At 72.4% G+C, this 24,456-nt stretch carries 19 protein-coding genes; 9 read left to right on the top strand and 10 right to left on the bottom strand.

Features of this window, described 5'->3' with window-relative positions; all coding sequences use genetic code 11:
- Complete coding sequence (locus tag BDW27_RS06570; protein ID WP_110048618.1) at positions 1–522, bottom strand: GNAT family N-acetyltransferase; 522 nt, start codon at positions 520–522, stop codon at positions 1–3.
- Between the two features lie 214 nt (positions 523–736).
- On the opposite strand from BDW27_RS06570, the gene BDW27_RS06575 reads away from it, so the two are divergent.
- Positions 737–2,566, top strand: coding sequence for a glycoside hydrolase family 13 protein (locus BDW27_RS06575; RefSeq protein ID WP_017543518.1), 1,830 nt, complete (start codon positions 737–739; stop codon positions 2,564–2,566).
- Positions 2,567–2,631: 65 nt separating this feature from the next.
- Here the strand turns inward: BDW27_RS06575 and BDW27_RS06580 are convergent, their stop codons facing one another.
- Entirely contained in the window at positions 2,632–3,378 is a 747-nt protein-coding gene (locus tag BDW27_RS06580; RefSeq protein WP_110048619.1) for a thioesterase II family protein, read from the bottom strand.
- 268 nt (positions 3,379–3,646) lie between these two features.
- Here BDW27_RS06580 and BDW27_RS06585 point away from each other — a divergent pair, with 268 nt between their 5' ends.
- Positions 3,647–5,953 carry a penicillin acylase family protein gene (locus tag BDW27_RS06585; protein WP_110048620.1) on the top strand — a complete coding sequence of 769 codons (2,307 nt, stop codon included), beginning with the start codon at positions 3,647–3,649 and terminating at the stop codon, positions 5,951–5,953.
- Positions 5,954–5,971: 18 nt separating this feature from the next.
- Here the strand turns inward: BDW27_RS06585 and BDW27_RS06590 are convergent, their stop codons facing one another.
- Complete coding sequence (locus BDW27_RS06590) at positions 5,972–6,943, bottom strand: YafY family protein (protein ID WP_017543521.1); 972 nt, start codon at positions 6,941–6,943, stop codon at positions 5,972–5,974.
- 71 nt (positions 6,944–7,014) lie between these two features.
- On the opposite strand from BDW27_RS06590, the gene BDW27_RS06595 reads away from it, so the two are divergent.
- From BDW27_RS06595 to BDW27_RS06605, 3 genes are all read left to right on the top strand, one after another.
- Entirely contained in the window at positions 7,015–9,282 is a 2,268-nt protein-coding gene (locus tag BDW27_RS06595; RefSeq protein ID WP_199560560.1) for an ATP-binding cassette domain-containing protein, read from the top strand.
- Positions 9,283–9,490: 208 nt separating this feature from the next.
- A complete protein-coding gene (locus tag BDW27_RS06600) occupies positions 9,491–10,840 on the top strand; it encodes a PepSY domain-containing protein (protein ID WP_199560561.1) in 1,350 nt (449 codons plus the stop codon).
- A gap of 191 nt (positions 10,841–11,031) precedes the next feature.
- A complete protein-coding gene (locus BDW27_RS06605; protein WP_110048621.1) occupies positions 11,032–12,747 on the top strand; it encodes a translation initiation factor IF-2 in 1,716 nt (571 codons plus the stop codon).
- Between the two features lie 18 nt (positions 12,748–12,765).
- Here BDW27_RS06605 and BDW27_RS06610 read toward each other — a convergent pair whose 3' ends face one another.
- Positions 12,766–14,955, bottom strand: coding sequence for an NB-ARC domain protein (locus tag BDW27_RS06610; RefSeq protein ID WP_110048622.1), 2,190 nt, complete (start codon positions 14,953–14,955; stop codon positions 12,766–12,768).
- A 131-nt stretch (positions 14,956–15,086) separates the two neighbouring features.
- The gene (locus BDW27_RS06615) at positions 15,087–15,983 is read right to left on the bottom strand and encodes a UTP--glucose-1-phosphate uridylyltransferase (protein WP_110048623.1); all 897 of its coding nucleotides are present in this window, start codon (positions 15,981–15,983) and stop codon (positions 15,087–15,089) included.
- 166 nt (positions 15,984–16,149) lie between these two features.
- On the opposite strand from BDW27_RS06615, the gene BDW27_RS06620 reads away from it, so the two are divergent.
- Positions 16,150–16,776, top strand: a complete 627-nt coding sequence (locus BDW27_RS06620; protein WP_233515657.1) for a TetR/AcrR family transcriptional regulator — start codon at positions 16,150–16,152, stop codon at positions 16,774–16,776.
- Positions 16,769–17,386: a GNAT family N-acetyltransferase gene (locus tag BDW27_RS06625; protein WP_110048624.1), complete on the top strand. Its 618-nt coding sequence runs from the start codon at positions 16,769–16,771 to the stop codon at positions 17,384–17,386. The genes BDW27_RS06620 and BDW27_RS06625 overlap by 8 nt, the downstream gene beginning before the upstream one ends.
- Positions 17,387–17,392: 6 nt before the next feature.
- On the opposite strand, the gene BDW27_RS06630 is transcribed toward BDW27_RS06625, so the two are convergent.
- Together BDW27_RS06630 and BDW27_RS06635 are read right to left on the bottom strand one after the other, a co-directional pair.
- Positions 17,393–17,722 carry a hypothetical protein gene (locus tag BDW27_RS06630; RefSeq protein ID WP_110048625.1) on the bottom strand — a complete coding sequence of 110 codons (330 nt, stop codon included), beginning with the start codon at positions 17,720–17,722 and terminating at the stop codon, positions 17,393–17,395.
- Positions 17,723–18,002: 280 nt separating this feature from the next.
- The gene (locus BDW27_RS06635) at positions 18,003–18,716 is read right to left on the bottom strand and encodes a class I SAM-dependent methyltransferase (RefSeq protein ID WP_199560581.1); all 714 of its coding nucleotides are present in this window, start codon (positions 18,714–18,716) and stop codon (positions 18,003–18,005) included.
- Positions 18,717–19,079: 363 nt separating this feature from the next.
- On the opposite strand from BDW27_RS06635, the gene BDW27_RS06640 reads away from it, so the two are divergent.
- Positions 19,080–19,655, top strand: coding sequence for a snapalysin family zinc-dependent metalloprotease (locus BDW27_RS06640; RefSeq protein WP_110048627.1), 576 nt, complete (start codon positions 19,080–19,082; stop codon positions 19,653–19,655).
- A 52-nt stretch (positions 19,656–19,707) separates the two neighbouring features.
- Here the strand turns inward: BDW27_RS06640 and BDW27_RS06645 are convergent, their stop codons facing one another.
- Positions 19,708–21,585, bottom strand: coding sequence for a calcineurin-like phosphoesterase family protein (locus BDW27_RS06645; RefSeq protein ID WP_233515658.1), 1,878 nt, complete (start codon positions 21,583–21,585; stop codon positions 19,708–19,710).
- A gap of 352 nt (positions 21,586–21,937) precedes the next feature.
- On the opposite strand from BDW27_RS06645, the gene BDW27_RS06650 reads away from it, so the two are divergent.
- Positions 21,938–22,198, top strand: coding sequence for a PLDc N-terminal domain-containing protein (locus BDW27_RS06650; protein WP_017543535.1), 261 nt, complete (start codon positions 21,938–21,940; stop codon positions 22,196–22,198).
- Between the two features lie 67 nt (positions 22,199–22,265).
- Here the strand turns inward: BDW27_RS06650 and BDW27_RS06655 are convergent, their stop codons facing one another.
- Positions 22,266–23,618 carry a carboxylesterase family protein gene (locus BDW27_RS06655; protein WP_110048628.1) on the bottom strand — a complete coding sequence of 451 codons (1,353 nt, stop codon included), beginning with the start codon at positions 23,616–23,618 and terminating at the stop codon, positions 22,266–22,268.
- A 34-nt stretch (positions 23,619–23,652) separates the two neighbouring features.
- Positions 23,653–24,399, bottom strand: coding sequence for a GntR family transcriptional regulator (locus tag BDW27_RS06660; RefSeq protein ID WP_110048629.1), 747 nt, complete (start codon positions 24,397–24,399; stop codon positions 23,653–23,655).
- Positions 24,400–24,456: the final 57 nt, after the last annotated feature.

Consider the following 24,456-nt stretch of genomic DNA (forward strand, 5'->3'; position numbering starts at 1 on the left):
TCAGCTGGGACGCATGCGGAACACCTGGAGACGCATGTCGTAGTACTTCTCGGTCTCGCCGACCCATTCCATCCCGAGTCTGCGAGCCACCGCGAGCGCCCGCTCGTTGCGGGGGCGCGCGACCGCGAACACCTCCTCGATCCCCTGGCGGAAGGCCCAGTCGATGATGGCCCGGCTCGCCTCGGTGGCGTAGCCCTGCCCCCACACGTCCGGACGCAGCACCCAGGAGAGTTCGAAGTCCTCCTCGAAGGGCGGGAGGAGCTTAAGGGACAGCCCTCCCACCAGTTGTCCGTCCTTCTTGTTGATGATCGCCCAGCGCCCGGCGGGTGGGATGAGGTTCGGTCCCGCCTCGATCCACGCGTGGAGCACGGAGCGCATCGCGCTGATGTCGGTCACCGGGTGCCACTCCGGTGTCAGCCAGTGCGCGACCTCCTCGGCCCCGTAGATCTGGAGGGCCGCGTCGGCATCGCCCAGCTCCCACTCCCTGATCAGGAGTCTTTCGGTTGGCAGCTCAAGGCTCATATACCAACGGTAACCCGGAAGAATCCGGCGGGACAGGGGGGCGACCGAAGAGACTGGGTCCGTTGCGACTCCTCCCCGACCACCGGAGCGAGGAAGCGGTCCGGGACCGCACGGATCTCCGGTCCCGCAAGAGAACTGCGTAAGAACTTTCGCATCGACGACGTTTTCTTGCCATGATGTGACTTGCACTTTCCTTCGGTACCTGGAGTCCCACATGCTCTTCAGCCACGACCCCCACCACGACGGCTCCCCCGACCACGTGATCCTCGACGGGAACCGGGCACGGCTTCGGGTGCGGGTCCCCGGCGGCGCGGACTCCGTGTACGCGTACGTGGTGGAGGACGGCGAGGCGGGCCTGGTGGAGGGTTCGCTGGAGGGCGCCGCGAACGGGGTGAGCTGGTTCGTCGTGGAGATCCCCCTCCAGCCCGTGGTGACCCCCTACCGCTTCGCGATCGTGCGCGAGCGCCGCTACACCTGGCTCAACCAGGCGGGCGCCCACGACCACGAGGTCACCGACGACGCCGACTTCCGGCTGGTGAACGCGCCCAACCCGCCCGCCTGGGTCCCGGGGACCACCGTCTACCAGATCTTCCCGGACCGCTTCGCCCGCGACGACGACTCCGTGGACGCCCCGACCGAGCACCCCGAGTGGGCGACTCCCCGGGCCTGGGACGACGAACCCTCCGGCTCCGGCCCGGCGGCCCCCGGCGAGTACTACGGCGGCACCCTGGAGGGCGTGCGCCGCCACTTGGACCACCTGGCCGACCTCGGCGCCCGGGTCGTGTACCTGACCCCCTTCTTCCCGGCCCGGTCGACGCACCGCTACGACGCCTCCAGCTTCGACGAGGTGGACCCGCTGCTCGGCGGCGACGGAGCCCTGCGCGCGCTGACCCGCGAGGCGCACGCGCGCGGCATGCGGGTGATGGGCGACCTCACCACCAACCACACCGGCGACGAGCACGAGTGGTTCCGGACGGCCAAGGCGGACCCGGACTCGGAGGAGGCCGGGTACTACTACTTCGACGAGCACCCCGACTCCTACGTGAGCTGGCTCGGCGTGCGTACGCTGCCCAAGCTCGACTACTCCTCGGCCGCTCTGCGCGAGCGCGTCTACGGGGCCGACGACTCCGTCCTGGTGGAGCGGCTGGGCGGCGACGAGGGCCTGGACGGCTGGCGGATCGACGTGGCCAACATGACCGGCCGCCTGGGGGCCCAGGACGTGAACCACGAGGTGTCCGGTGAGATCGCCGCGCGTGTGCGCGAGGCCGCGCCCCAGGCATGGCTGCTGGCCGAGCACTTCTACGACGCGGGCCCCGACACCCGCCACGACGGCTGGCACGGGGTGATGAACTACGCCGGGTTCACGCGGCCGGTGTGGGCCTGGCTGAACACCGGCCCGGAAGGGGTCCGGTACGCGGCCACGCACACGTCGGCGCCACTTCCGAGGAGCGGCGCCATCGAGGCCGTGCGAGCGATGCGGGCCACCAACGCGGGGCTGCCCTGGCGGGTGCGCGTCCACAGCGTCAACGCCCTGAGCACCCACGACTCCGCACGGTTTCGCACCGTGGTGGGCGATCCGCTCCGCCAGGCGGTGGGAGTGGCGGCGCAGGCCGCGCTGCCGGGTGTTCCCTTCGTGTTCGCGGGGGACGAGATCGGGCTGGAGGGGCGCGACGGTGAGAACGGGCGGCGCACCATGCCCTGGCACCGCCCCCAGGACTGGGACCGGAGGGTGCTGGACTCCCACCGCCGCTTGCTCGCGCTGCACCGGGACCTGCCCGCGCTCCAGGGCGGCGGGCTGCGCTGGCTGGACGCGGGCGAGCACCACATGACGTTCCTGCGGACGCTCGGCGAGCAGGTGGTGCTGGTGCACCTGGCCGACGGCCCGCACGAGGAGCGCACGGCCGCGCTGGGCGATCTGGACGCGGCGGGGCTGGAGGTCGTGGAGAGCGACGGCTCGGTGCGGGCGCGGCTGGGAGACACGGTGGGGCTGTCCGCCGACGGCCCCGGCTACGTGTTCGCGGTCGGAACGCGGTCCGCGGGCTGAACGCGGTCGGGGGGCGAGGGTCCGACCGCCCCGCCATCCGCAGCCCCGCGTGGGGCGGGGGCGGATCAGTCCAGGAGGGGTTCCACGTCCTGGGCGATCCGGGTGACCACCTCGGCGGTGCGGCCGGTGAAGTAGAAGTGGTCGCCGGGCAGGGTGTGGTGGGCGAAGCCTCCCTCGACGTGCTCGGACCAGCCCGCGAGACGCTCCGGGGTCATGCCCCGGTCCTGCGCACCGCCGAAGACCGACAGCGGGACCCTCAGCGGTCGGCCCCTGGGCGTCGGGCTCCAGGTGTCGACCAGTTCCAGGTCGGCGCGGACCAGGGGCTCCACGTAGGACCACAGGTCGGGGTCGTCCAGAGCGCGTCGGGGGGTGCCGCCCATGCGGGCGATGGTCTCGCGCAGGCGGTCGGCGGAGACCAGGTGGCGGGGCGCGGCGCGTTCGGGACCGGGCGCGGGGCTCCAGGCGGAGGCGCCGAGCCAGCGCGGCGGGGTCCCCGCGTCGGTCAGACGGAGTGCGAGTTCGTAGGCGACGAGCGCGCCCATGCTGTGCCCGAAGAGGCCGAAGGGCCGGTCGAGTTCGGGGCGGACCACCTCGTGCATGCGCTCGGCCAGTGCCTCGGCGTCGCGGAGAGGCGGCTCGTGGGCGCTGCGGACGCGACCGGGCGCGTCCAGCAGGCAGATCTCCCAGTCGTCGGGGAAATGGCGGACCCAGCCCCGGTAGCCCAGGTGGGAGCCGCCCGCGTGGTGGAGGACGAAGAGCCGGAATCGGCTGTGGGGGACGGGTCTGAGCCGGTTCAGTGCGCCCTCGTGCACGGCTCTCCACTCCTTTCTACCGATGGGTAACTACGCGAACCTACCAGTCGGTAATCGGCTTCGGGTAACCCGGAGAACCCGGACCGCTCCCCCGCGTGAGCGTTGCCACACTCGCCCCTCGTTCCCCTCCCCCGTGCGGCCCCACGTCCGTCGCCGCCACCGGAGTCCTTCCCACTCCGCGCGGTGACAAGGGCGCTCGAAGGGTACGAAGCGTGCTAGCCGCCCGTGTGGCCGTCCCCCGGCCCGCGCCCCGTCCTGAGAGGCCCCCATGGAACACACCCACGTCGTCGCCGGGCTCACCTCGCCGGTCGAGGTGGTCTACGACCGCTGGGGCGTTCCGCACGTGCGCGCGCACGGAGCCGAGGACGCGTTCGTCGCCCAGGGCTTCACCGCGGCGCGGGACCGGCTGTTCCAGCTCGACCTGTGGCGGCGCCGCGGCCTCGGCCTGCTCTCCGAGGTCCTGGGCGAGCGGTACCTGGAGCGCGACCGCGCGGCCCGCCTCTTCCTCTACCGGGGCGACATGGAGGCCGAGTGGTCCGCCTACGGCGAGGGCGTGCACCGGATCGCCGAGCTCTTCACCACAGGGATCAACGCCTACGTCGACCTCACCGCACGCGAACCCGGGCTGCTCGGACCGGAGTTCGCCGAACTCGGGTTCACCCCCGACCGCTGGGCCCCTGAGGACCTGGCCCGTGTCCGCTCCCACGGCCTCTACGCCAACGTGGAGAAGGAACTGGCCCGCGCCCTCACCCTGCGCGACCTCGGCCACGAGGCCGAGGACCTGCGCGCGGTCCGTGAACCCGGTGGTCCGCTCCACGTGCCCGAGGGCCTGGACCTGGACGTCCTGCACCCCGAGGTCCTGGACGTGTACCGGCTGGCCTGCGCGCCCCTGGACCTGTCCGGCGCGGCGCCGCCGCGCGCGGCGCACGAACCCGACGGCAGCAACAACTGGGTGATCGGCGCCGAGCGCACCGCCACCGGCCGCCCGATCCTGGCCAACGACCCGCACCGGGCGGTCGGCGATCCGGCGTTGCGCTACCTCACCCATCTGAGCTGCCCGGAGTTCGACGTGATCGGCGCGGGCGAGCCCGCCCTGCCCGGGGTGTCGATCGGGCACAACGGGCACGTCGCCTTCGGGCTCACCATCTTCCCGATCGACCAGGAGGACCTGTACGTCTACGAGCTCCACCCCGACGACCCCGGACGGTACCGCCACCGCGACGGCTGGCGGGCTCTGGAGACGGTCACCGAACGCGTGCCGGTGCGCGGCGGGCCCGACCGCGAGGTACGGCTGGAGTTCACCGTGCACGGACCGCTCGTGCGCTCCGACCCCGAACGCAACGCCGCCTTCGCCGTGCGCGCGGCCTGGCTGGAACCGGGCATGGCCCCCTATCTGGGCAGCGTGCAGTACATGCGGGCCCGCAACGGCCGCGACTTCCGCGACGCCCTGCGGGTGTGGGGCGCGCCGGGCGAGAACCAGGTGTACGCCGACGCGGAGGGGATCGGCTGGATCGCGGCGGGCCGGGTACCCGTGCGCCCGAACTGGGACGGCTCACTGCCCGTGCCCGGTGACGGGAGCCACGAGTGGGCGGGCTTCCACTCCGGAGGGGACCTGCCCGCCGCACACCGGCCGGAACAGGGGTGGTTCGCCTCCGCGAACGAGTACAACACCCACCGGGCGCCCGGGTGGGCGCCGTTCACCGTGACCCGGGACTGGGCGGCCCCGCTGCGCTACGAACGCATCGCCGAGGAGCTGTCCGCACGGGCCGACTGGACCATCGAGGACACCTGCCGCCTCCAGGGAGACCACGTGAGCCCGGTCGCACGTGCCGCCCTGACCGTGCTGGACGGACTTCCCGACACCTTCCCGGGGACCGCCCAGGCGCTGGAACTCCTGAGGGACAGCGGTTGGAACGGGACGATGGCGGTCGACCTGCCCCAGCCGACCCTGTTCGAGCACTGGTTCGCGCACCGGCTGCGCCCCTCGCTGCTGCACGAGCGCCTGCTGAGGACGGTCGGCCCCGAACGCGTCGAGGCGGCGGTCGCGGCGCTCACCCCCGACCCGGACCGGGCGGCCGACCCGCGCGTGTGCCTGCGCCTGCTGGCGGAGGCGGTCCTCAGCGAGCGGGGGCGCGCGCTGGTGGCGCGCTCACTCGGGGCGGCCCACCGGGACCTGGCTGAGCGCCTCGGTCCGCCCGGTCCGGCCTGGCACTGGGGTGAACACCACTTCGCCCGGCTGGACCACCCGCTGGCCGCCCTCCCCGACCCTCCGCTGTGGGCGCGGGGGCGGCGGGTGGCCCGGCCCGGCAGCGCGGACACCGTCGACCTCACCGCCTCGGACTCCTCGGGCCGCCAGTACCACGGCGCCTCCTTCCGGATCGTGGTGGACGTCGGTTCCTGGGACGAGTCCGTGGCGGTCAACGCGCCCGGCCAGTCCGGGGACCCCCGTGACCCCCACCGCGACGACCTCACCGACCTGTGGGCGCGGGGTCGCCACTTCCCGCTGCTGTACTCCCGCGAGGCCGTGGACCGCCACCGCGCCTCGACCCTCCACCTCGTCCCGGCCGCTTCGTGACCTCCCGGGCGGGTCGCGTCACGGAGCCCGGGAGGTGACCGCACGTCCGAGCCGGGCGGAGAGTCCGGCGGTGTGGGTCCGGAACTCCTCCGGTCCCTCCACCGTGAAGTCCAGTCCGCTCAGGGCCAACAGAATGGCGATCCACTCGTAGGAGTCCACCCGGGCCGCGTACCGGCAGCGGTCGGGACCGACCACCTCCAGGGAGCCGTCCACCCGGGTGAGTCGGGCGGCCACCTCCGCCGCGGGAGCATGGAACACCACTGTGACGGTGTGCCGCGCGCGGCCCGCGCCGAACCCCTCCTCCAGGTACGCGGCCAGGTCCTCGGCCGGGAGTTCCCTGGGGGTGAACGCGGCGCGGGTCGGGGTGAGGCCGCTGATCCGGTCCAGCCGGAAGGAGCGCCAGTCCTCGCGGTCGCGGTCCCACGCGAACAGGTACCAGCGCCTTCCCAACAGGAGCAGCCGGTAGGGGTCCACGTGGCGGCGGAGTTCCCGTCCGTCGCGGCCCCGGTGGGTCATCCTGATCCGGTGCCCGGCGGCGACCGCCTCACCCAGGCCGGTGAGCAGGTCGACCGGCGCCCCCGGCCAGACGCTGCGGCCGGGGTCCACCGCGGAGGCCAGGGTGCTGGCGCGCCGGGACAGCCGGGAGGGGAGCACCCGTTCGATCTTGCCCAGGGCCCGCTCGGCTCCCTCCTCCGCGTCCTGGACACCGCTGAGCCCTCCCGCGACCATCCGCAGCCCGAGCGCAACGGTGACCACCTCGTCGTCCTCGAACATCAGCGGCGGCACGGCGTTGCCCGCCACGAGCCGGTAGTGTCCGCCAGGGCCGCGCAGACTCTCCACCGGGTAGCCGAGCTCGCGGAGACGGTCGATGTCGCGCCGCATGGACCGGGGACTGGTGCCCAGCGCCTCGGTCAGAGTGGCGCCGGACCAGGCGCGTCCGTCCTGGAGCAGGGAGAGCAGGCGCAGCATGCGCTGACTGGTGTCGGCCATGCTCGCATTCTTCCCGATCACCGCCGAGTTGTGGCCGGAATCTGACCACAATCCCGCCTACCGTGGCCGGCATGAGCACCACACCACGCGCCAAGCCGGGGATCACCGTGACCGGAGCCCGGGAGAACAACCTGAGAGGGGTGGACCTGACCCTGCCCCGGGAACGGCTCGTCGTGTTCACCGGGGTTTCGGGGTCGGGTAAGTCGTCCCTGGTGTACGGCACCATCGCGGCGGAGTCCCAGCGCCAGCTCAACGAGGCCCACGACAGTTTCACCCGGAGCCGCATGGCCCACCTGGGCGTGCCCGACGCGGACCGGCTGGAGAACCTCACCGTGACCCTCGCCGTGGACCAGAGGCGGTTCGGCGGCAACGCGCGCTCGACCCTGGGCACCGCCACCGACCTCGCCCCGCTCCTGCGTCTGCTGTTCTCCCGGATCGGTCGGCCCTGGGCGGGTTACTCCCCCGCGTTCTCGTTCAACGACCCCAGCGGTATGTGCCCGGAGTGCGAGGGTCTGGGCGCCGTCCGGCGCGTGGACGCCGACGCCCTCCTGGACGACACCCTCTCCCTCGACCAGGGGGCCATCCGGCTGCGCACCTTCGCACCGGGGTCCTGGCGGTGGAAGCGCTACGTGCACGCGGGACTGTTCGACCGCCGCAAGCCGGTGGGCCGCTACACCGCCGAGGAACGCGACCTCCTCCTGCGCGCCGAGGGGGTCAGGCCCCCGAACCCGGACCCGGAGTTCCCGGTGACCGGAGTGTTCGAGGGAGTGGTCCCCCGTATCACCCGCAGCCTTCTGGACGTGGCCAAGCTCAAGCAGACGGACCGGGACGAGCTGGAACGGGTGGTGTGGCGCGGAACCTGTCCCGAGTGCGACGGCGCACGCCTGAACCCGGCCGCGCTGGCCTGCCGGATCGGTCGGCACAACATCGCCGACCTGTGTGCCCTGCCGGTGTCCCGGCTCGCCCCCGAGATCGCGAAGGTCGACGATCCGCGCGTGGCCCCGGTGACCGCCGCGCTGCTGGAACGGCTGCGCGGCCTGGAGGAGGTGGGGCTGGGCTACCTCAGTCTTGACCGGCACTCGGCCACCCTGTCCGGCGGCGAGGCCCAGCGGGTGCGACTCGTGCGACACCTGGGTGGTGCCCTGACCGGGCTGACCTACGTGCTGGACGAACCGAGCTCCGGGCTGCACCCCGCCGACGTGCACCGGCTCACCGGCCTGCTGCGGCGCCTGCGCGACAAGGGCAACACGGTGCTGGTGGTCGAACACGACCCGGACGTGATCGCGGTGGCCGACCACGTGGTGGACCTCGGACCGGGCGCCGGAACCGAGGGCGGCCGCGTCGTCTACGAGGGGACCGTGGAGGGTCTGCGCCGCGCCGCCACTCCCACCGGCCGCTACCTGCGTCAGCCCCGTTCGGTGCGGTCCCGCACGCGTACCCCCGACGGATCAGTGGAGGTGCTCGGCGCACGTCTGCACAACCTGCGCGGGATCGACGTGTCCGTTCCCACCGGGGTGCTGACGGCGGTGACCGGTGTGGCGGGGTCGGGCAAGAGCTCGCTCGTGCACGGGGAGCTGCCCCGGGTCCGCCCGGACGCGGTGGTGCTCACCCAGGGCGCGCTGCACGGCGGTCCCCGGTCCACGCCGGTGACCTACCTGGGGATCCAGGACACCCTGCGCACGCTGTTCGCCCGCGCCAACGGGGTGGCGTCCGGGTGGTTCAGCGCCAACTCCACGGGCGCCTGCCCCACGTGCCGGGGGCGCGGCGTGATCGTCACCGACCTCGCCTTCCTCGACGACGTCGAGACGGTGTGCGAGCGCTGCGGCGGACTGCGGTTCAACGACCGGGCGCTGTCGTACACCCTCGGCGGGCGCACGATCGCCGAGGTGCTGTCGATGACGGCGGCGCGTGCCCGGGAGGTCTTCGAGGGGCCCGTGTCCGAGGCGCTGGACCGGATGGAGCGGGTCGGACTGGGCTACCTGCGCCTGGGGCAGTCACTGGACACGCTCTCGGGTGGAGAGCGCCAGCGCCTCCGGCTGGCCCGCGAGCTGGCGGAGCCCGCGCGGCTGTACGTGCTGGACGAACCCACCACCGGCCTGCACGGCGGTGACGTGGCCGGGCTCGTCGCGCTGTTCGACCGCATGGTTGACGAGGGAGCGACGGTGGTGGTCGTCGAGCACCGGATGGACGTGGTGGCCGCGGCCGACCACGTGGTGGACCTGGGTCCAGGCGCGGGCGGCGAGGGCGGGCGCGTGGTGTTCGAGGGGACGCCGGCCCGGATGGCCGCCGCTGGAAGGGGTGCGACGGCAGACGCCCTGCGCGCCCACCTGGCCGGGTGATACCGGCAGGACGGGACCGCCGGGCGTGGGCTTTCGCCCCGTACCTCCCCAGCGGTAGGAGGTACGGGGCGATGGCAGCGAAGCGAGACCGGGCGCGCGATCCGCGTGTCCCACGCGTTTCCGGCAACGAATTCCCGTCCGCCGGGAACTCCTCGGGCCCGCCGGACGACATCAGTGTCGACCGGGACGGCGACGCCAGAGGAGACCCATGGAACCGGTGACCACGAGGCCCGTGACCGAGGACGGGGCACCCCCGCCGAAGCCGGGCGTGTGGGCCCAGCTCAGGCCGCTCGTGCTGCGGCTGCACTTCTACGCCGGCGTGCTGGTCGCGCCCTTCCTCCTGGTGGCGACCGTCTCCGGGCTGCTGTACGTGTGGACGCCCCAGGTCGAACAGGTGCTGTACGCCGACCAGCTGAGGGTGCCCGCCGCGGAGGAGTCGCTTCCCCTGGCCGAACAGGTACGGATCGCCCGGGCCGAGGTGCCCGACGCCAACGTGCACTCGATACGCCCGGCCACCACCCCGGAGGACTCCACCTGGGTGCTGATGGACCTGGCCGAGAGCGGCACCGGGGCGCGCACGACCGTGTTCGTCGACCCCCACGCGGGCGAGGTCCTGGGGGTGTCCGAGAGCTACGGGACCAGCGGCGCGCTGCCGGTCCGCACCTGGATCGACCTGCTCCACCGGCAGCTGCACCTGGGTGAGGTCGGGCGGCTGTACAGCGAACTCGCGGCGAGCTGGCTCGGGGTGGTCGCCCTGGGCGGGCTGGCGCTGTGGGTGGCCCGGCGGCGGCGCGGGCGCCAGCGCGGAGAACGGGCGCGCTCGGTCTCCCTGCACGCCACCACGGGGGCGTGGATCCTCCTGGTGCTACTGTTCCTGTCCGCCACCGGGCTGACCTGGTCCCAATACGCGGGGGCGAACGTCTCCGAGCTACGGGAGCGGATGTCGTGGACCACCCCGGCGGTGTCCACGCAGACACCCTCAGCCAGCCCAGGGGTGGACGTCGGCCCGGACGCGGTCCTGGCCAGTGCCCGGGAGGCCGGGCTCGACGGGCGCCTCACCGTCGACCTGCCCACAGACCACACCTCTCCGTACGTGGTCACCCAGCTCGAACGTTCGTGGCCGACCCAGGCGGACTCCGTCGCCGTCGCCCAGGACACCGGCGAGGTCGTCGACGTCGTCCGCTTCGAGGACCACCCCCTGATGGCCAAACTGAGCCGATGGGGAGTGGACGCCCACATGGGGCTGCTGTTCGGCGTGCCCAACCAGCTCGTCCTCACGGCGGTCTGCGGTGGGCTGCTCACAGTGATCGTCCTCGGCTACCGCATGTGGTGGCGGCGCAGGCCCGCGCGGGCCGGGGCGTGGGCCCTGGGCAGGCCGTATCCGCGCGGTTCGTTCCTCGCGCTCTCCTGGCCCCTGAGGGTCGCGGTCGTGCTGTGTTGCGCCGCTGTCGGCCTGGCCCTGCCCATGCTCGGGGTCTCGCTGCTGGTCTTCCTGGTGATCGACGCCCTGGTCGGACGGTTCTCCGGGGCCGGTCGGGTCAGGTCGGGTTCCGGGTGAGCTCGGGGAACCGTCGGAGCACCCGGTCGGCCACCCGGGACGGGCTGAGGTCGGTGTTGTCGACGGCCAGGTCCGCCCAGTCGGCCAACCACTCCCGGAGCGACGACGGGTTTCGGGGGTGGGACCGGGTTCCCGTAGGCTGACCTGCCGAACCGGGACCATCCGGGCGCGACGACTAGAGAACCCCTGGCATGAAGCACCCAACCGACGCGTGGGCCACCATCACCCCCGACCGCAAGGTGTTGGCGGTCGTGCGCAGTGTCCCTGCCGCCGGGCGGCTGCTGGACGTGGCCGGGCTGTTGGGCGACGACCGGGTGGGCCTGACCTTCACGGTCACCCCCGGCTCGGCCTCCGAGGCCGGGATCGCGCCCATGCTCCGCGCCGCCGGTGTCGACTCCCTGCCCTGGGAGACGGCGGTCGCGCGGTCGGGCGGGTTCGATCTGGCCCTGGCCGCCAGCACCAAGGGGGGCCTGCACCGGATCGCCGCGCCCCTCGTACTCATGCCGCACGGTGCCGGGCACAACCGGCTCGTGGGCTCACACCCGGGGTCGTTGTCGAGCGCCTCCGGGCTGGACGGGTCCGAACTCGTACACGAGGGACGGCTGATCGCCGACCGCTTCGTGCTGGCCCACCGGGAGCAGGAGGCGCGCCTCCACGAGTCGTGTCCGCAGGCCCAGGGGCGCGGCGCGGTCGTGGGGGACCCGGCCTTCGACCGGATGCTCGCCGCTCTGGGGCGCCGTGACCGCTACCGGACCGCCCTGCGCCTGGGCGGGCGTCGGCTGGTGGTGGTCTCCTCCACCTGGAACCAGGGTTCGCTACTGGGTTCGCAGCGTGAGGTGCTGCGCAGGCTGCTGTCCGAACTGCCCTGTGACGACTACCGGGTGGCGCTGGTCGCGCATCCCAACGTGTGGAGTCAGCACGGCCGGGCCCAGCTGGAGCTGTGGTTAGCCGACGAGATCGAGGCGGGGCTGGTCCTGATTCCCCCGGCCGAGGGGTGGCGGGCGGCGCTGGTGGCCGCCGACCTCGTCGTCGGTGACGTGGGTTCGGTGACCTACTACGCCGCGTCACTGGGGCGGCCGGTCCTGCTCGCCGCCTTCTCGACCGGGGACCTGGACCCTCGCTCACCCCTGTTGGAGTTCGGCGCGGCGATGCCGAGGCTCACCCGGGGCGGGATCGCCGAACAGGTGGAGCGGGTCGTGCGCACGCCGGTGCCGCCGGTCGCCGACCTGCTCATGGAGAACCACGCCGAGTCCGCTCCACGACTGCGGTCCCTGCTGTACTCCCTGCTCGCACTGCCCGAGCCGGAGCGCGCCGCGTACTACCGGCCGCTGCCGGACCTGCCCGACGCCCCGGACGACGTGACCGCGTGGCGGGTGGACCTTCGGGTGGATCCGGCCGCGTGGGATCTCCCGGAGCCGGACACGAGTGGGACCGACGTTCGGCTGAGGCGCTATCCCGCCGGCGCTCCGCTGCCGCGGTCGGGCAGGTCGGCCGTGCGCCCCCTGGTCGTGGACGCCGAGGACGCGGTGATGCCCCGCTGGGGCTCGGCCGACGCGTGGTCCAACCGGCGGGGCCATACCGAGGAGGAGGCGGTGTCCTGGTTGAAGGAACGGGTCGACACGCATCCGAAGGCCCTGCTGGCGGTCGCCGCGCTCGGTGAGGGGTCCGTGCTGCTGTTGCACCGTTCCGGGGCCGCGATGCGCGTCCACGCGGACGGCGCCCGCCCACGGGTGGACGCGTCGATCGTCGCGGCCGCCGCCGTGGGTTGGGCCCGCGAGGGACTGCCGTGGCACCGCTGGCACCACCGGGTCCGGGTCCGTCTGGGCGAGCGCACCGTGCACCTACGGGGCTACCCCCCCCCGCGAGATCTGTGCTTTCTAGGGGAGGCTGAGGTGGCCCCGCAGTGACCGGGGTGGGACGCGGAATCAGTCCCGCGCCGTCGTGAGGCGCTGGAGATCCCCGGAGATCAGGCCTGCGACGCCGTCCAGGTGGTAGTACTCGGTGATCCTCAGCGCCCAGGCCAGCCGGGTACGGGCCTGGGCCCTCTCCCCCCGGCGCTCCGCGACACCGGCCAGGATCCGCGCCGCCTGGACCTGCTTGACCGGTTCGGCCAGTTCCTCGAAGACGATCCTGGCCGCGTCGGCCCTGGCCTCGGCCTCGTCGAGGCGGTTCAGGTCGGTCAGGGCGCGGGCCAGTGCCAGTCGCACCCGGGCCCGCAGCAGCTCCCAGTCGTGGATCGCCCAGTCCGTCTCACGTTCTCCCCTGTCACGGGAGAGCTCGGCCAGCCGGTGGTCGGCGATCCGCTCGGCCTCACGGAGTTCGGACTCGGCGAGGGACGCGTCGCCCCGGCGCCGGGCCTGCTCCCCCAGCTGGTAGGTCTGGAGGGCGTCACCGCGCGGGCGTCCGGCTCGCCGGTGGATGTCGCGTGACCGGGTGAGCAGTTCCTCCGGGCTCTGCTCCGACCCCGGACCGGCCCTGCCCTCCAGCTCGGGGAAGCGTCCCGTGAGGAGCCCCTGGGTCTCCAGCACCACGGCCAGGTCCGGTTCGGCCCCCTCCGCTGCCCGAGCGGCCTCGGCCACCAGCGCGGCGGCGCGTTCCCCCTGACCCAGCTCGCAGTGGATGCGGGCCAGGTACACCGCGCAGCGGGCGACGGCGCCGCGGTGACCGCTCTGACGCGCCACGTCCAGGGCGTGCCCGTAGACGCGGGTGCCGATCTCCAGGCGGCGCCTACCGTGGCAGGCGGGCCACACGGCGTCGGCCAGGACCAGCACGGCGACGGGGTTGTCGAGTTCGTGGGCCAACCGCATGAGGTCGGGCACGTGTGCCAGGTGCCGGTCCTGCCAGTCGGCCGCCTCACTCCTGCGGCTGAAGGGCAGCCGGTGGTCGGCGGGGGCGACGGTGAGTTCGGCGGTGTCCAGGGAGTTCACCAGGCGGTGGCGTTCACCGAGGCTGGCCCGGTCGGCCAGGTGGTGGGTGACGGTGAAGAACCGCAGGACGGCGGCGGCGTCGAACCTCCACCGCTCCCCGGTGCCCTCACGCACCCGTTCCCGGACGAGTTCGACGATCCCCCTGCCAGCACCGGTCTCCGGGTGGAGCAGGCTGGCGTCGGCGAGCCTGCCCATGACCGCCGGGGCCCTCTCCCCCACCGCTGCGTGCCCCAGTTCGTCGGGGAAGGAACGCCCCGGATGCGCGGAGAGGAACTCCAGGAGCCGCAGCTCGTCCGCGCCGAGCCCGGACAGGGCCACGTCGATGACGGCGTCCACGCCCGCGAGCGGCGGGACGGCCGAGCGCTGCCTGGCCACCACGGCGTCGACCAGAGCGGCGATGCTCAGTCCCTGGGCGTCCACGTGACCGGCGGCCATGCGGATCGCCGAGGGCAGCCCGCCGCAGAGCCGGACGAGTCGGGTGGCGGCCTCGTACTCGTCGCGGTGGGACATGCGTCGGTCCACAGCGTGGAACGAACGGAACAGGCGGAGTGAGTCGGCCTCTGCCAGGGAGCGCAGTGTGAGGGCTTCGGCTCCCCGGGCGATCCGGGCCGCCGCACCGGCGAAGCCCTCCTCACAGGCGGCCACGACCAGGTGCGGGCCCGACCCGAGGGAGAAGTGATCGATCTCGGTGTCGCTGGCGGCGCCGTCCAGGAGCAGCAGAAGGTGCTTCCCCGCGGTCACGCCGCGCAGACGACCGATGAGGACGTTGACGTCGCTCTCCGCGTCGACGTCCCGCACGTGGAGGTCCTGGAGGAGGCCGCGCAGGACCCCGGTGAGGTCGAGGTTGCCCTCGCGGTCGCGCCAGGTGTCGAGATCCCGATACAGGACGCCGTCCTCGAACCGGTCCGACAGGCGGGCGCTGGCCTCGGCGAGGGTGACGCTCTTGCCGATCCCGGACTCCCCCAGGAGCAGGGCCAGCGCGCCACGGCGTTCGCGCCTGACCTCAGCCGCGAGGGCGTCCAGCCGGACGAGGTCGTCCACCCGGTTGGTGAACCTGCGGTCGGCGGAGGGCGCCTGGTGGGGTGGTGCGGGCGGCCGGGGCTCTCCGAAGTGGACACTGCCGATACTCCTGGCCTGGACCACGGCGTCCGCGTGTCCCGACAGGTCGTTTCGGTGGTGATCCGGCACCGCTGGCCTCCTGGGGGGGTGGGTTCGCGCGAGCGCGTCGCGTGGTCATGGCCTCCGACGATCCTAGGGGGCCGACGTCCGGTGGGGGCCCCGCCGTCGGGCCGTGGCCGCTTCCGGTCGCCGCCCCGGGGTCAGGGGGTTTCGGGGCGGGTGGCGAGGCGGCGCAGGAGCGGACCGTACTCGGGGTGGGCCAGGGCGGAGGCGAACTGGGCGACCAGGTAGTCGGCGGGATTGCCGGTGTCGTACCAGCGTCCCTGGATGACCTGTCCGTAGACGGGGTGGTCGGCGGCGTGGGCGTTGATGGCGTCGGTCAGGTAGATCTCGCCGGTGCGGTGCGTGTACCAGCGCTCGGTCTGGGCACGCAGCTGGTCGACGATGTCGGGGGTGATCACGTAGCCGCCGATGGCCGCGTAGGCGGAGGGGGCGTCCTCGGGCTTGGGCTTCTCCACCAGTCCGTCGATGCGCAGGAGTCCGTCGGACAGGTCCTCCGCGACCCGGGGCACCCCATAGCGGCGCGATTCCTCGCGCTCCATGGGCATGAGGGCGAGCACGGGGTGGCCGGTGCGCTCATAAGCACTCACGAGCTGTTGTGCGCGGGGGACGTCGGCGACGAAGACGTCGTCGGGCCACAGGACGAGCGCCGGTTCGTCGCGGGCGTCCCGGTAGGCGTTGAGCACCGGTGTCCCGTTGCCGTAGGGACCGTGTTGGTCCAGGTAGGTGATGTGTCCCAGGCGGGCCAGTTCGGCGACCTCCTCGACGGCGTCGGCGTACTCCTCCTTCCCGTCGCCGCGCAGACGCTCGACCAAGGCGGAGTCGGGGCGGAAGTGGTCCTGGATGAGGGTCTTGCCGCTGGAGACGACGATCGTGATGTCGGTGATGCCGGAGGCCACGAGTTCGCGGACGGTGTGTTCGATGACGGGCTTGTCACCGACGGGGAGCATCTCCTTGGGGGTGGCCTTGGTGAGTGGCAGGAGCCGCGATCCCATGCCGGCCGCGGGGATCACTGCGCGTCGGATCGTCCTGGTCATGAGTCTCCCCCGGTCGAGGCTGGGTGCGGTGGAGGCCGATGGTATCGGCGCCGGGGTCGGCGGGCCGGGAGGGCGGGGCCCAGGTCGCGGGGTCGGTCTTGCGGTCAGCTCCGATCCGAATAGAATGAACAGATGTTCATTCAAAAAGTCGGAAGCTGAGGGCCCGATGCCACGGAGTCCGGAGCAGCACGAGGCGATGCGCGCCGCCACCCGGGAGCGGGTGCGGTCCGCCGCCGTGCGGCTGTTCGCACGTCAGGGGTTCGCCGCGGTGAACATGCGTCAGATCGCGGAGGAGGCGGGCATCAGCACCGGCTCCATCTACCGGCACTTCAGCACCAAGGAGGAGCTGTTCGAGGAGCTGGTCGCCGAGGCCGCGACGGGGATGGGCGCCGTCGCGGAGCTGTTCCGGGGCTCGGAGTCCCCCGTGGACTCCCTGCGGACCTTCACCGACGAGTTTCTGTCGGACCTGGCCGGGACCGGTGACTTCGTCGAGTTCTTCCAGCTCATGCACCAGGCGTTCACGCAGGGGAACTCCCCGGAGGAGGACGCACCGTCGGCGGTCGGCGAGCTGGTCACCCGCAACGCGGAACTGCTCCGCGCGGCCGTGGAGCTCATGGAACGCGGTCAGGCGCGCGGCGCGCTGCGTGAGGGCCCCGCCGACGAGTTGGCGTCGTGCTACTTCGCCCTGTTGGACGGTCTGGTGACGATGCGTTCGGCCCTGGGTGAGCGGTGTGTGCTGCCGAGTACGTCCACGGTGATGGGTCTGCTCCTCAAGGAGGGAAACGATGGGTGACGGTACCGGGGAACCGGTGGTGATCGAGGTCAGGCGCGGCGACGCCCTGGGCGAGGGGTACCGGAGGGCGATCGCGGAGGTGTTCGTCGAGGGCTTCGGGGAGGACCTGGCGTACTTCGCCAAGGACCCGGCGCGGCTCGCCGGGGCCGTGGAGCACATGCTGGTGCTGGAGCGCTTCCACGTGGCGCTGGTCGACGGGCGACCCGCGGCGCTGGCCAGTCTCACCGAGGTCGGGCAGGAGGCGATCGACCACGACGCCCGCACGCTGCGCGGGCACCTGGGCCTGGTCAAGGGGACCATCGCGGACCGGGTGTTCCGGACGCACTTCCAGGGAGGCTCCGCCGGGTCCGGACCCGGCCGCGCCGAGATCGGCTTCGTCGCCAGCGCCCGGCGCTTCCGGGGGCGGGGCGCCGCCAAGGCCGTACTCCATCACCTCCTCGCCCTGCCCGGATACAACGAGTACACACTGGAGGACATCAAGGACACCAACACGCCCGCCCTCGGGCTCTACGAGCACCTCGGTTTCCGCGAGTACAAGCGGCGCGACGTCGGCCGCTCCCGGTGGAGCGGGTTCCACGCGTACGTGTCCATGAAGCTCACCCAGGGATGACGGGGTTCACAGGACGGTGACGTCGACCCTCCGGCCGTCGGGATCGATCAGCAGGTGTTCCCCACGGGAGAGCGGAGGGTCGGTCTCGGTGACGTCCAGGGCCAGGCTCAGCCGGAGGTCGCTGGCCCCGTGTCCGTCGGGGGCCGGGCGGATCTCCAGGACGGGCCCGAGAGGGAGCCGACTGGTGTAGCGGCTCGGCCCGTCCCGGACGGGGTCGGACTCCTCTCCGAAGGCCAGGCCGAGCGCGTTGTAGAAGTCCCGGCACTCTTCTGCGCGGGTGGTGTAGAGGACGAGGGAGTCGAGGCAGGCGTGCGTGGCGAAGATGGATTCCGGCATGGCCGTCCCTACTGCTCGGCGGGTGGGAGGAGGGGTTGTCCTCCCAGTCTGCGAGGCGGCGCAGGTGGCCACAAGTGGGTCTCCTCCGGCTGTGGACAACCCGATCTCAGAGGGTCCGGGGATCACAGAACCGGACGTGCGGGTGCGCCCCCCGGGGGGCGCACCCGCACCCACGGCCCGGAGGCGGGCTGGACGCACAGGTGACCGGCGTCCGGGCCCGGGCCACCACAGCCCGGGCCCTCCGCTTCGTTTGCCGCGACGTGTGACCGCTCCTCGTGGCTCAGTCCTGCTCAGGCAGCCGGTAGATGGACACGTGGGAGCCGGAGTCGCCGGTGAACGGGGCGCCCTTCCAGTCCGCGTGCCGGGACTCCAGCTCGAAGCCGGCCATCTGCGCCATGAGGTCCAGCTCGGACGGCCACACGTAGCGCTGCTTCACCCGGATCACGCTGGGTTCGCCTCCCTTCTCGAACCTGATGTGGTGCGAGACCAGGTGCTGGTGTTCGAGGTCGAAGGTGTCCAGCCCCACGTAGCCGTCGCCGTGGGCGAACACCAGCCCCTCCTGGCCGGGAGGGAGCCGCCGCAGGCTGGGCACGCCCAGTTCCACGACAAACCGCCCGCCGGGCCCCAGGTGACTGGCGGCGTTGCGGAAGCACCGGACCTGTTCGGCCTGCGTGAGGAGGTTGGAGATCGTGTTGTAGACCAGGTACACCAGGGTGAAGTCGCCGGGCACCCGGGTGGTGGCCATGTCGCCGATCACCACGGGGATGGTGGCCTCGTCGGCCCTGCTACGCAGCCGGTCGACCATCGCCCCGGACAGCTCGACGCCGGTGACCGGGACGCCCCTGGCGACCAGGGGGACGGCGATCCTTCCGGTTCCGACCGCGAACTCCAGTGCGGCGCCGTTCCCGGCGAGCTCGGCCAGCCTCGCCACCGCCGGATCGACCTGCTCGGGAGCGAACATCCCCTCGCCCGGGGTGTCATAGGACCGCGCCATCTCGGCGTCCCACACCGGGGACGGCGAGGACGGGTCGTGGGGCTCTGGTGCCGGTTCAACGTCAGTCATCCCGGCACGGTAACGCCGGTCCGCCGCCGAGTGCCAGGGGTTTGGCCTGGATTCCCCTCGCTCGGCTGCCCGGAATCCCCGCGACCCCAGAGCTGGAGCCGGAAGTGGTGACGGCGCGCCTGGACGACCTCGTGACCCACCTGGACACGGCGGGCTCCTGAGCCCGCCGCCCGGGGAGGCGCTGCGGAATCTTAGCGTTCAGCCCTCCTTGTGGCGATGGGTCGCCACACATAGCATCACCGCGACCCCACCGGGTCACGAAGATCATCAGCACCCTCACCCCAGGGAGACCCCATGCTGAGACGCGTCCTGACACCCCTCCTGGTCGCGCTGAGCGCACTGGCACTCACGCTGGTGGGCACCGCACCGGCGAGCGCGGCGCACTCCGAGCCGTCCCTCCAGCAGAACCCGACCGTCCTCTACTACGACTCCAGCCAGGCCGCCGAGTTCACCTCGGTCGTCGCCTCGGCGGTGGACGTGTGGAACTCCAGCGTCGACAACGTCCGCCTCGAGCCCGCCCCCTCAGGGCAGCGCGCCGAGATCCGCGTCATCGCCGACGACGGCTGGCCGCGCGCCCACCTCGGACCCGTGCGTCCGGGCGGTCAGGTCACCGTGTGGATGGGCCGTCAGGGCACCGCCGAGGGCCACGACCCGCTGCGGATCGCCGCCCACGAACTCGGCCACAGCCTGGGCCTGCCCGACGCCAAGCCCGGCCCCTGCTCGTCCCTGATGTCGGGCTCCACGGGCGGTGTGGACTGCACCAACGCCCAGCCCAACGCCTCCGAGCGGTCTCGGGTCGAGGCCAACTACGGCGGCGGGCTGGCTGGCGAGCAGCCCGCTGACGGACAACTCCTGGTCGACCGCCACTAGGGACACGGGAGGGCCGACGCGGACGCGTCGGCCCTCCTCTCTTCGTCCGGGGCTACTTCACGACCTCGAACTCCAGGGTGTCGGTGAACGAACGTCCGTGGGCGTCGGTGGCGGTGACCTCCGCCGTGTGGGCACCGGCTCCGAGGTCCTCGGGCAGATCGAAGCGCCACAGGTGCATGGTGCGGTCAGCGAGGCTGCCGCCGTGGACCAGCTGCTGGGAGACGGCGTGGGGGTCGGAGTACTCCACACCGACGTTGACGGCCTCACCCTGGAGCTGCTGGGTGCGCTCGGCCTCTGCGGCGGGTGCCCCGTCGAGGCTGACCTCCACGGTGGAGCCCGTGGAGCCGAGGAAGAGATTGGTGGTCAGCCATGTGCCCCCGGCCAAGTCGTCGGCGTCGACCACCAGCGGTTCCGTGAGCTCGGGAGCCTCTCCGACGGGGTCGGCGTTCCACTCGCGGCGTTCGGTGAACCACTCGCGGTAGGTGGGGCTGTTCAGGCCGAGCTGGGTCTGCACCTCGTCGGGCTCCCCCGTGACGGTGTAGCGCTCCTCGAACTGGTTGCCCTCGATGTCCAGGGTCACCACACCGGGACGCCCGCCGTCACGACCGAGGGCCGTGGGGTAGCCGTCCTCACCGACCTCGCCCGAGTACCAGTCGCCCGAGATCGCGCCCACGGTGATGTGCGGGAACGGCAGTCCCTCGATCCCGAACAGCTCGCGCCAGCCCTCGACGTCGTCACCGGTCCTCAGGTTCTCGATGCTGTGGCTGTGTCCGGCCACCGCCACGGCCTCCCGGCCCTCGAGGAGTTCGTGCACGCGTGTGACCTGGTCGACCTGGTGGACCGGGGAGCCCTCGTCGGCGTAGTTGAGCAGACCGATGTGGCCCGCCACGACGATCAGCTTGTCCTCGTCGACGTTGGCCAGGTCCTGTTCGAGCCAGGTGAGCTGGTCGTCGCTGATCCGGCCGTTGTAGGCCGGGGAGCCCCCGGGGTCGCAGTGCGCCGCGATGCCCTCGGGACTGTCGTCGGCCGCCGTGCACGGGTAGTCGACGGTGTTCAGGGCAACGACGTGCGCGTCGCCGACCTCGTAGGAGTAGTACGCGGGCGCCAGCGCCGCGCGGAAGGTGTCGAAGGAGTGCGCCGCGTCGGGCGCGTCGAAGTCGAGGTCGTGGTTGCCGGGCAGGAAGCGTGCCGGACCGTTGGTCTCGGCGACCAGTTCCTTGATGTCGGGGTAGAGCGACAGGTCGTCACCGGCGACGTCGCCGACGAAGAGCGTCCCGCAGCCCGCGTAGTCGTCGCGCTCGGACAGGTCCTTGATGGCCCCGGCGCGCGCGTACTCGATCTCCTGTCTGTCGTAGGTCTGGAGGTCTCCGGCGATGACGCAGCTCTGGGTGTCCGCGGCGGTCAGCTCGCTCTCCACGAGCGGGAAGTTGACCTCGGACGGCAGCGGACCGGTGGGCTCGATACCGCCGTAGCGCAGCTCCGGGGAACCCTCGGGCAGGTGGTTGTAGTGGAACTGCGGGACGTTGTACTCGTCCAGCGGCACCTGGTAGCCGGACGGCTGCGTAATCGACACCGTCATGTTGTCGAACGCGGGCAGCTGGTACCGGCCCTGGTCATCGGTCCGGACCACGTCGCGGCCGTTGGTGACCACGACCCCGGCGAGGCCGGGTTCGTCGCCGCTGACGCCGTCGCGGTCGGTGTCGACGAACACCGTGCCGTTGAGCAGCGGGGTATCCGGGGCGTCGTCGGGGGTGCGGACGATCTCGATCGCACCTCGGTAGACGGGCTCGTCCCCGCCGTCCGAGGGCGCCGCCACGGCCGGGGCGATCGCCACGGTCAGGGAGGCGGTGAGGGCGACGACCGCCGAGGCGGTCAGCGCGGCGCGGAGGCCGCGGCGGGTGCGTTCGGTGGGGGCGTGTGTCGTGAGCATGCGGTTGCTCTCCGATACGTGAGGGGGCCTGACCGGTCGGGGGACCGGCGCAACGCCACCCTCCTCGACGCGACTGAACGCGGGCACAGGCGCCAGCCAACGGACGACCACCGTTCGGTGACGACTGGTCCCACTCCGTGACCGCGCACCCCCGACGAAAGTCGGTACGAGCCGTCCGTCAAAAGGCCCACCCGGGGCACCGTGTCGCCTTCTTAGGCGACGCGGCGGAGCGTCCCCCAGGTGGATGCCCGGGAAGGTGCGGTGGACCTAGCGTTGAGTACGTAGCCAGGGGGTCCGGTTCCGCACCACGACGGGGGCGGCCGGAACCCGCAAGAGACTGAGGAGACCCGCGATGACGCTGTTGAACCTGTTCGAGTCGATGACCCCGGAGACCGGGATCGCGTTGGCCCTGATGATCGGCGCGCTGCTGGTGGGTCTGGCGGCCATCGTGCTCATCGTCGCGGCCGTGTTCAGCATCCTGTTCTCCCGGTTGGACGTCCCCATGAAGCTGGTCTGGATCGTCCTCGTCTTCCTCGCGCCCCTGATCGGTGCGCTCCTGTGGTTCCTGATCGGACGCAACCGGGTTCCGGCCCAGCGGTACGGGTACCGCTGACCCTCGAACCGCCAGCGGGCCCGAGCCCACCGTCCGGGGCTCGGGCCCGCTGGCGTGCGGGCGGCTGTCAGGAACGGTGGACGGTGAGGCTTTCGGAGGCGGCTTCGGCGTTGCTCGGGCGGACCGTCCCGGTGCGGGCGAAGTCGGCCCACAGGCGCCGGACCGCGCGGCCGCGCCGGTCGAGTTCCGCCCAGCTGGTGCGGCCGACGAGCTTGGTGTTCTCCCAGGCCTTCCGGTTGCCGAGCAGCAGGGGGACGTCCACGATGTGGGCGGCGCCGTAGGGGCTGCCCTCCGGTCGCCAGGTGACGGTGTAGCGGGTGGCCCTGCCGCCGGACCTGCGGTGGTGGCGGGCGAAGCGCTTGGTCGGGCCGGTGTAGATGCGGTACGTGGTGGCCCACACCAGGAACCGGCGCAGCGACGGTCCCACGAGCGGCAGCGCGGCCAGGCGCCGGATCGCGGGGAGGAACTCGGCGAACAGCCCGGTCTCCTCGCTGGTCGCACCGATCAGCAGGTCGATCCCGGGGGCGGCCGCGCCCCAGGCGCGGAGCCGGATCGTCTCGGCGGGCAGGGGTGCGTGCCCGTACTGGGTACCGAACGGCATGGCGCTGGCCAGGCCGTGCCCCTTGGCGGCGGCGCCGGCGCGCTCTTCGAGGGCCACCAGCTCGGTGGCGGTCGCTTCGGGGTCGGGAACGCCCACGGCCCGCGCCATGGCCTCGGACATCCGGGAGCGTCCGGTGATGATGCCGAGCGGGGCGCTCTGGACCACGGCGCGGCGGAAGAGGCCCTCGGCGCCCTGGCTGATCATGAGGTGGGCGACGGCGTCACCACCGGCGGACTGGCCGAAGAGGGTGACGAGGTCGGGGTCTCCCCCGAAGGCGGCGATGTTGGCGCGGACCCAGCACAGCGCCTGGATCTGGTCGAGGAGACCGAGGTTGGCGGGGACGGAGTCGCCGATGCGCAGGTAGCCGAGCACCCCGAGGCGGTAGGTGACGGCGACGACGATGACGCGCTGCTCGGTGACCAGGCTCGTGGGGTCGAAGATCTCCATGTCCCCGGCCCCGGTGACGTAGGAGCCGCCGTGGATCCACACCATGACGGGCAGGCGCTCGTCCTCGGTGAGGTCGGCGGGGAAGGTGACGGAGAGCCGCTGGCAGTCCTCGTCGTGGCGGCCGACCGAGACACCGTCGACCGCCGTCGACACCACCTTGGAGGTGAGCTGCGGTGAGGCGGGCGCGGGCCGGGTGGCCTCGAAGGGTTCGGTGAACGGGGGCGCGGGCCGGGGCGGGGCGAACCGTTCGGCGCGCGCGTAGGGGATGCCGAGGGCGCGGACCACCTCTCCCCGGACCGCGCCGACGACGGGTCCGGCTGGGGTGTCGACGCGGCGGAGCTCGTCCCGGGAGACGGAGGTCTGTTCAGTCATGGTTTCCCTGTTCGGTCGGTCCGGCGGTGGGACGTCAGCGCGTGCTGCGTCGAAGCCGGACACGGTAGGAGTACTGCTCCGGCAGGAAGTGGCTGGTGGCCAGCTCGACCGGGGACCCGGTCACGTCCAGGTAGACGCGGTCCACCCTCAGCAGGGGCTGCCCCCGTGGACATCCCAGATCTGCTGCGAGGTCGTCCCCCGCGTCCACGGCGGTGATGCTCTGCTCCGCTTCGGCGATGGGGTGGTCCAGCCCCCGATCGAGCAGTCCGATGACGGTGATGGTACTGCTCACACCCTCGGAGGCCAGTTCCGGCACGGCGCCGAGCACGGAGGCCACGGTCGGCGGCAGGTGCACTGTGGTCACGCAGAACGGCTGTTCCGCGTGCATCCGCACGAAGTCGACGGTGTGCACGGTGTCGTCGTCCAGGCGCAGGCGGCCCGCCGCGTCGATGTCCACCCTGCGGCGCAGCGGTCGGAGCACGCGCATCCGGGTGTCCTCGGACAAAGCCATGAGGTCGTCGATCGAACCGAACTGGCGCAGGTAGCGTCCCTGGTCGCGGGGGGCCGGAAAGGTGCCCCGGCCGCGGACCCGGTGGACCAGCCCCTCGGAGACCAGGTCCTGGAAGGCACGCCGGACCGTCTGGCGGCTGACGTCGTACCGGTCGGCGAGTTCGGCCTCGGTGGGCAGGCGGGAGCCGTCGTCGAACGTGCCGTCGAGCAGCGCCGAGCGCAGTTCCCGCGCGACCTTCTGGTAGGCCGCTTCGCCGCTGTTGACCGCCATCGCCCCCGGCCCCTCCCCATTGCCCCGAGGTCCCATTGTCCCCGTCCCGGGAGGGGA

This window comes from Nocardiopsis sp. L17-MgMaSL7 (genome assembly GCF_003182025.1).
Classification (GTDB): Bacteria; Actinomycetota; Actinomycetes; order Streptosporangiales; family Streptosporangiaceae; genus Nocardiopsis; species Nocardiopsis prasina.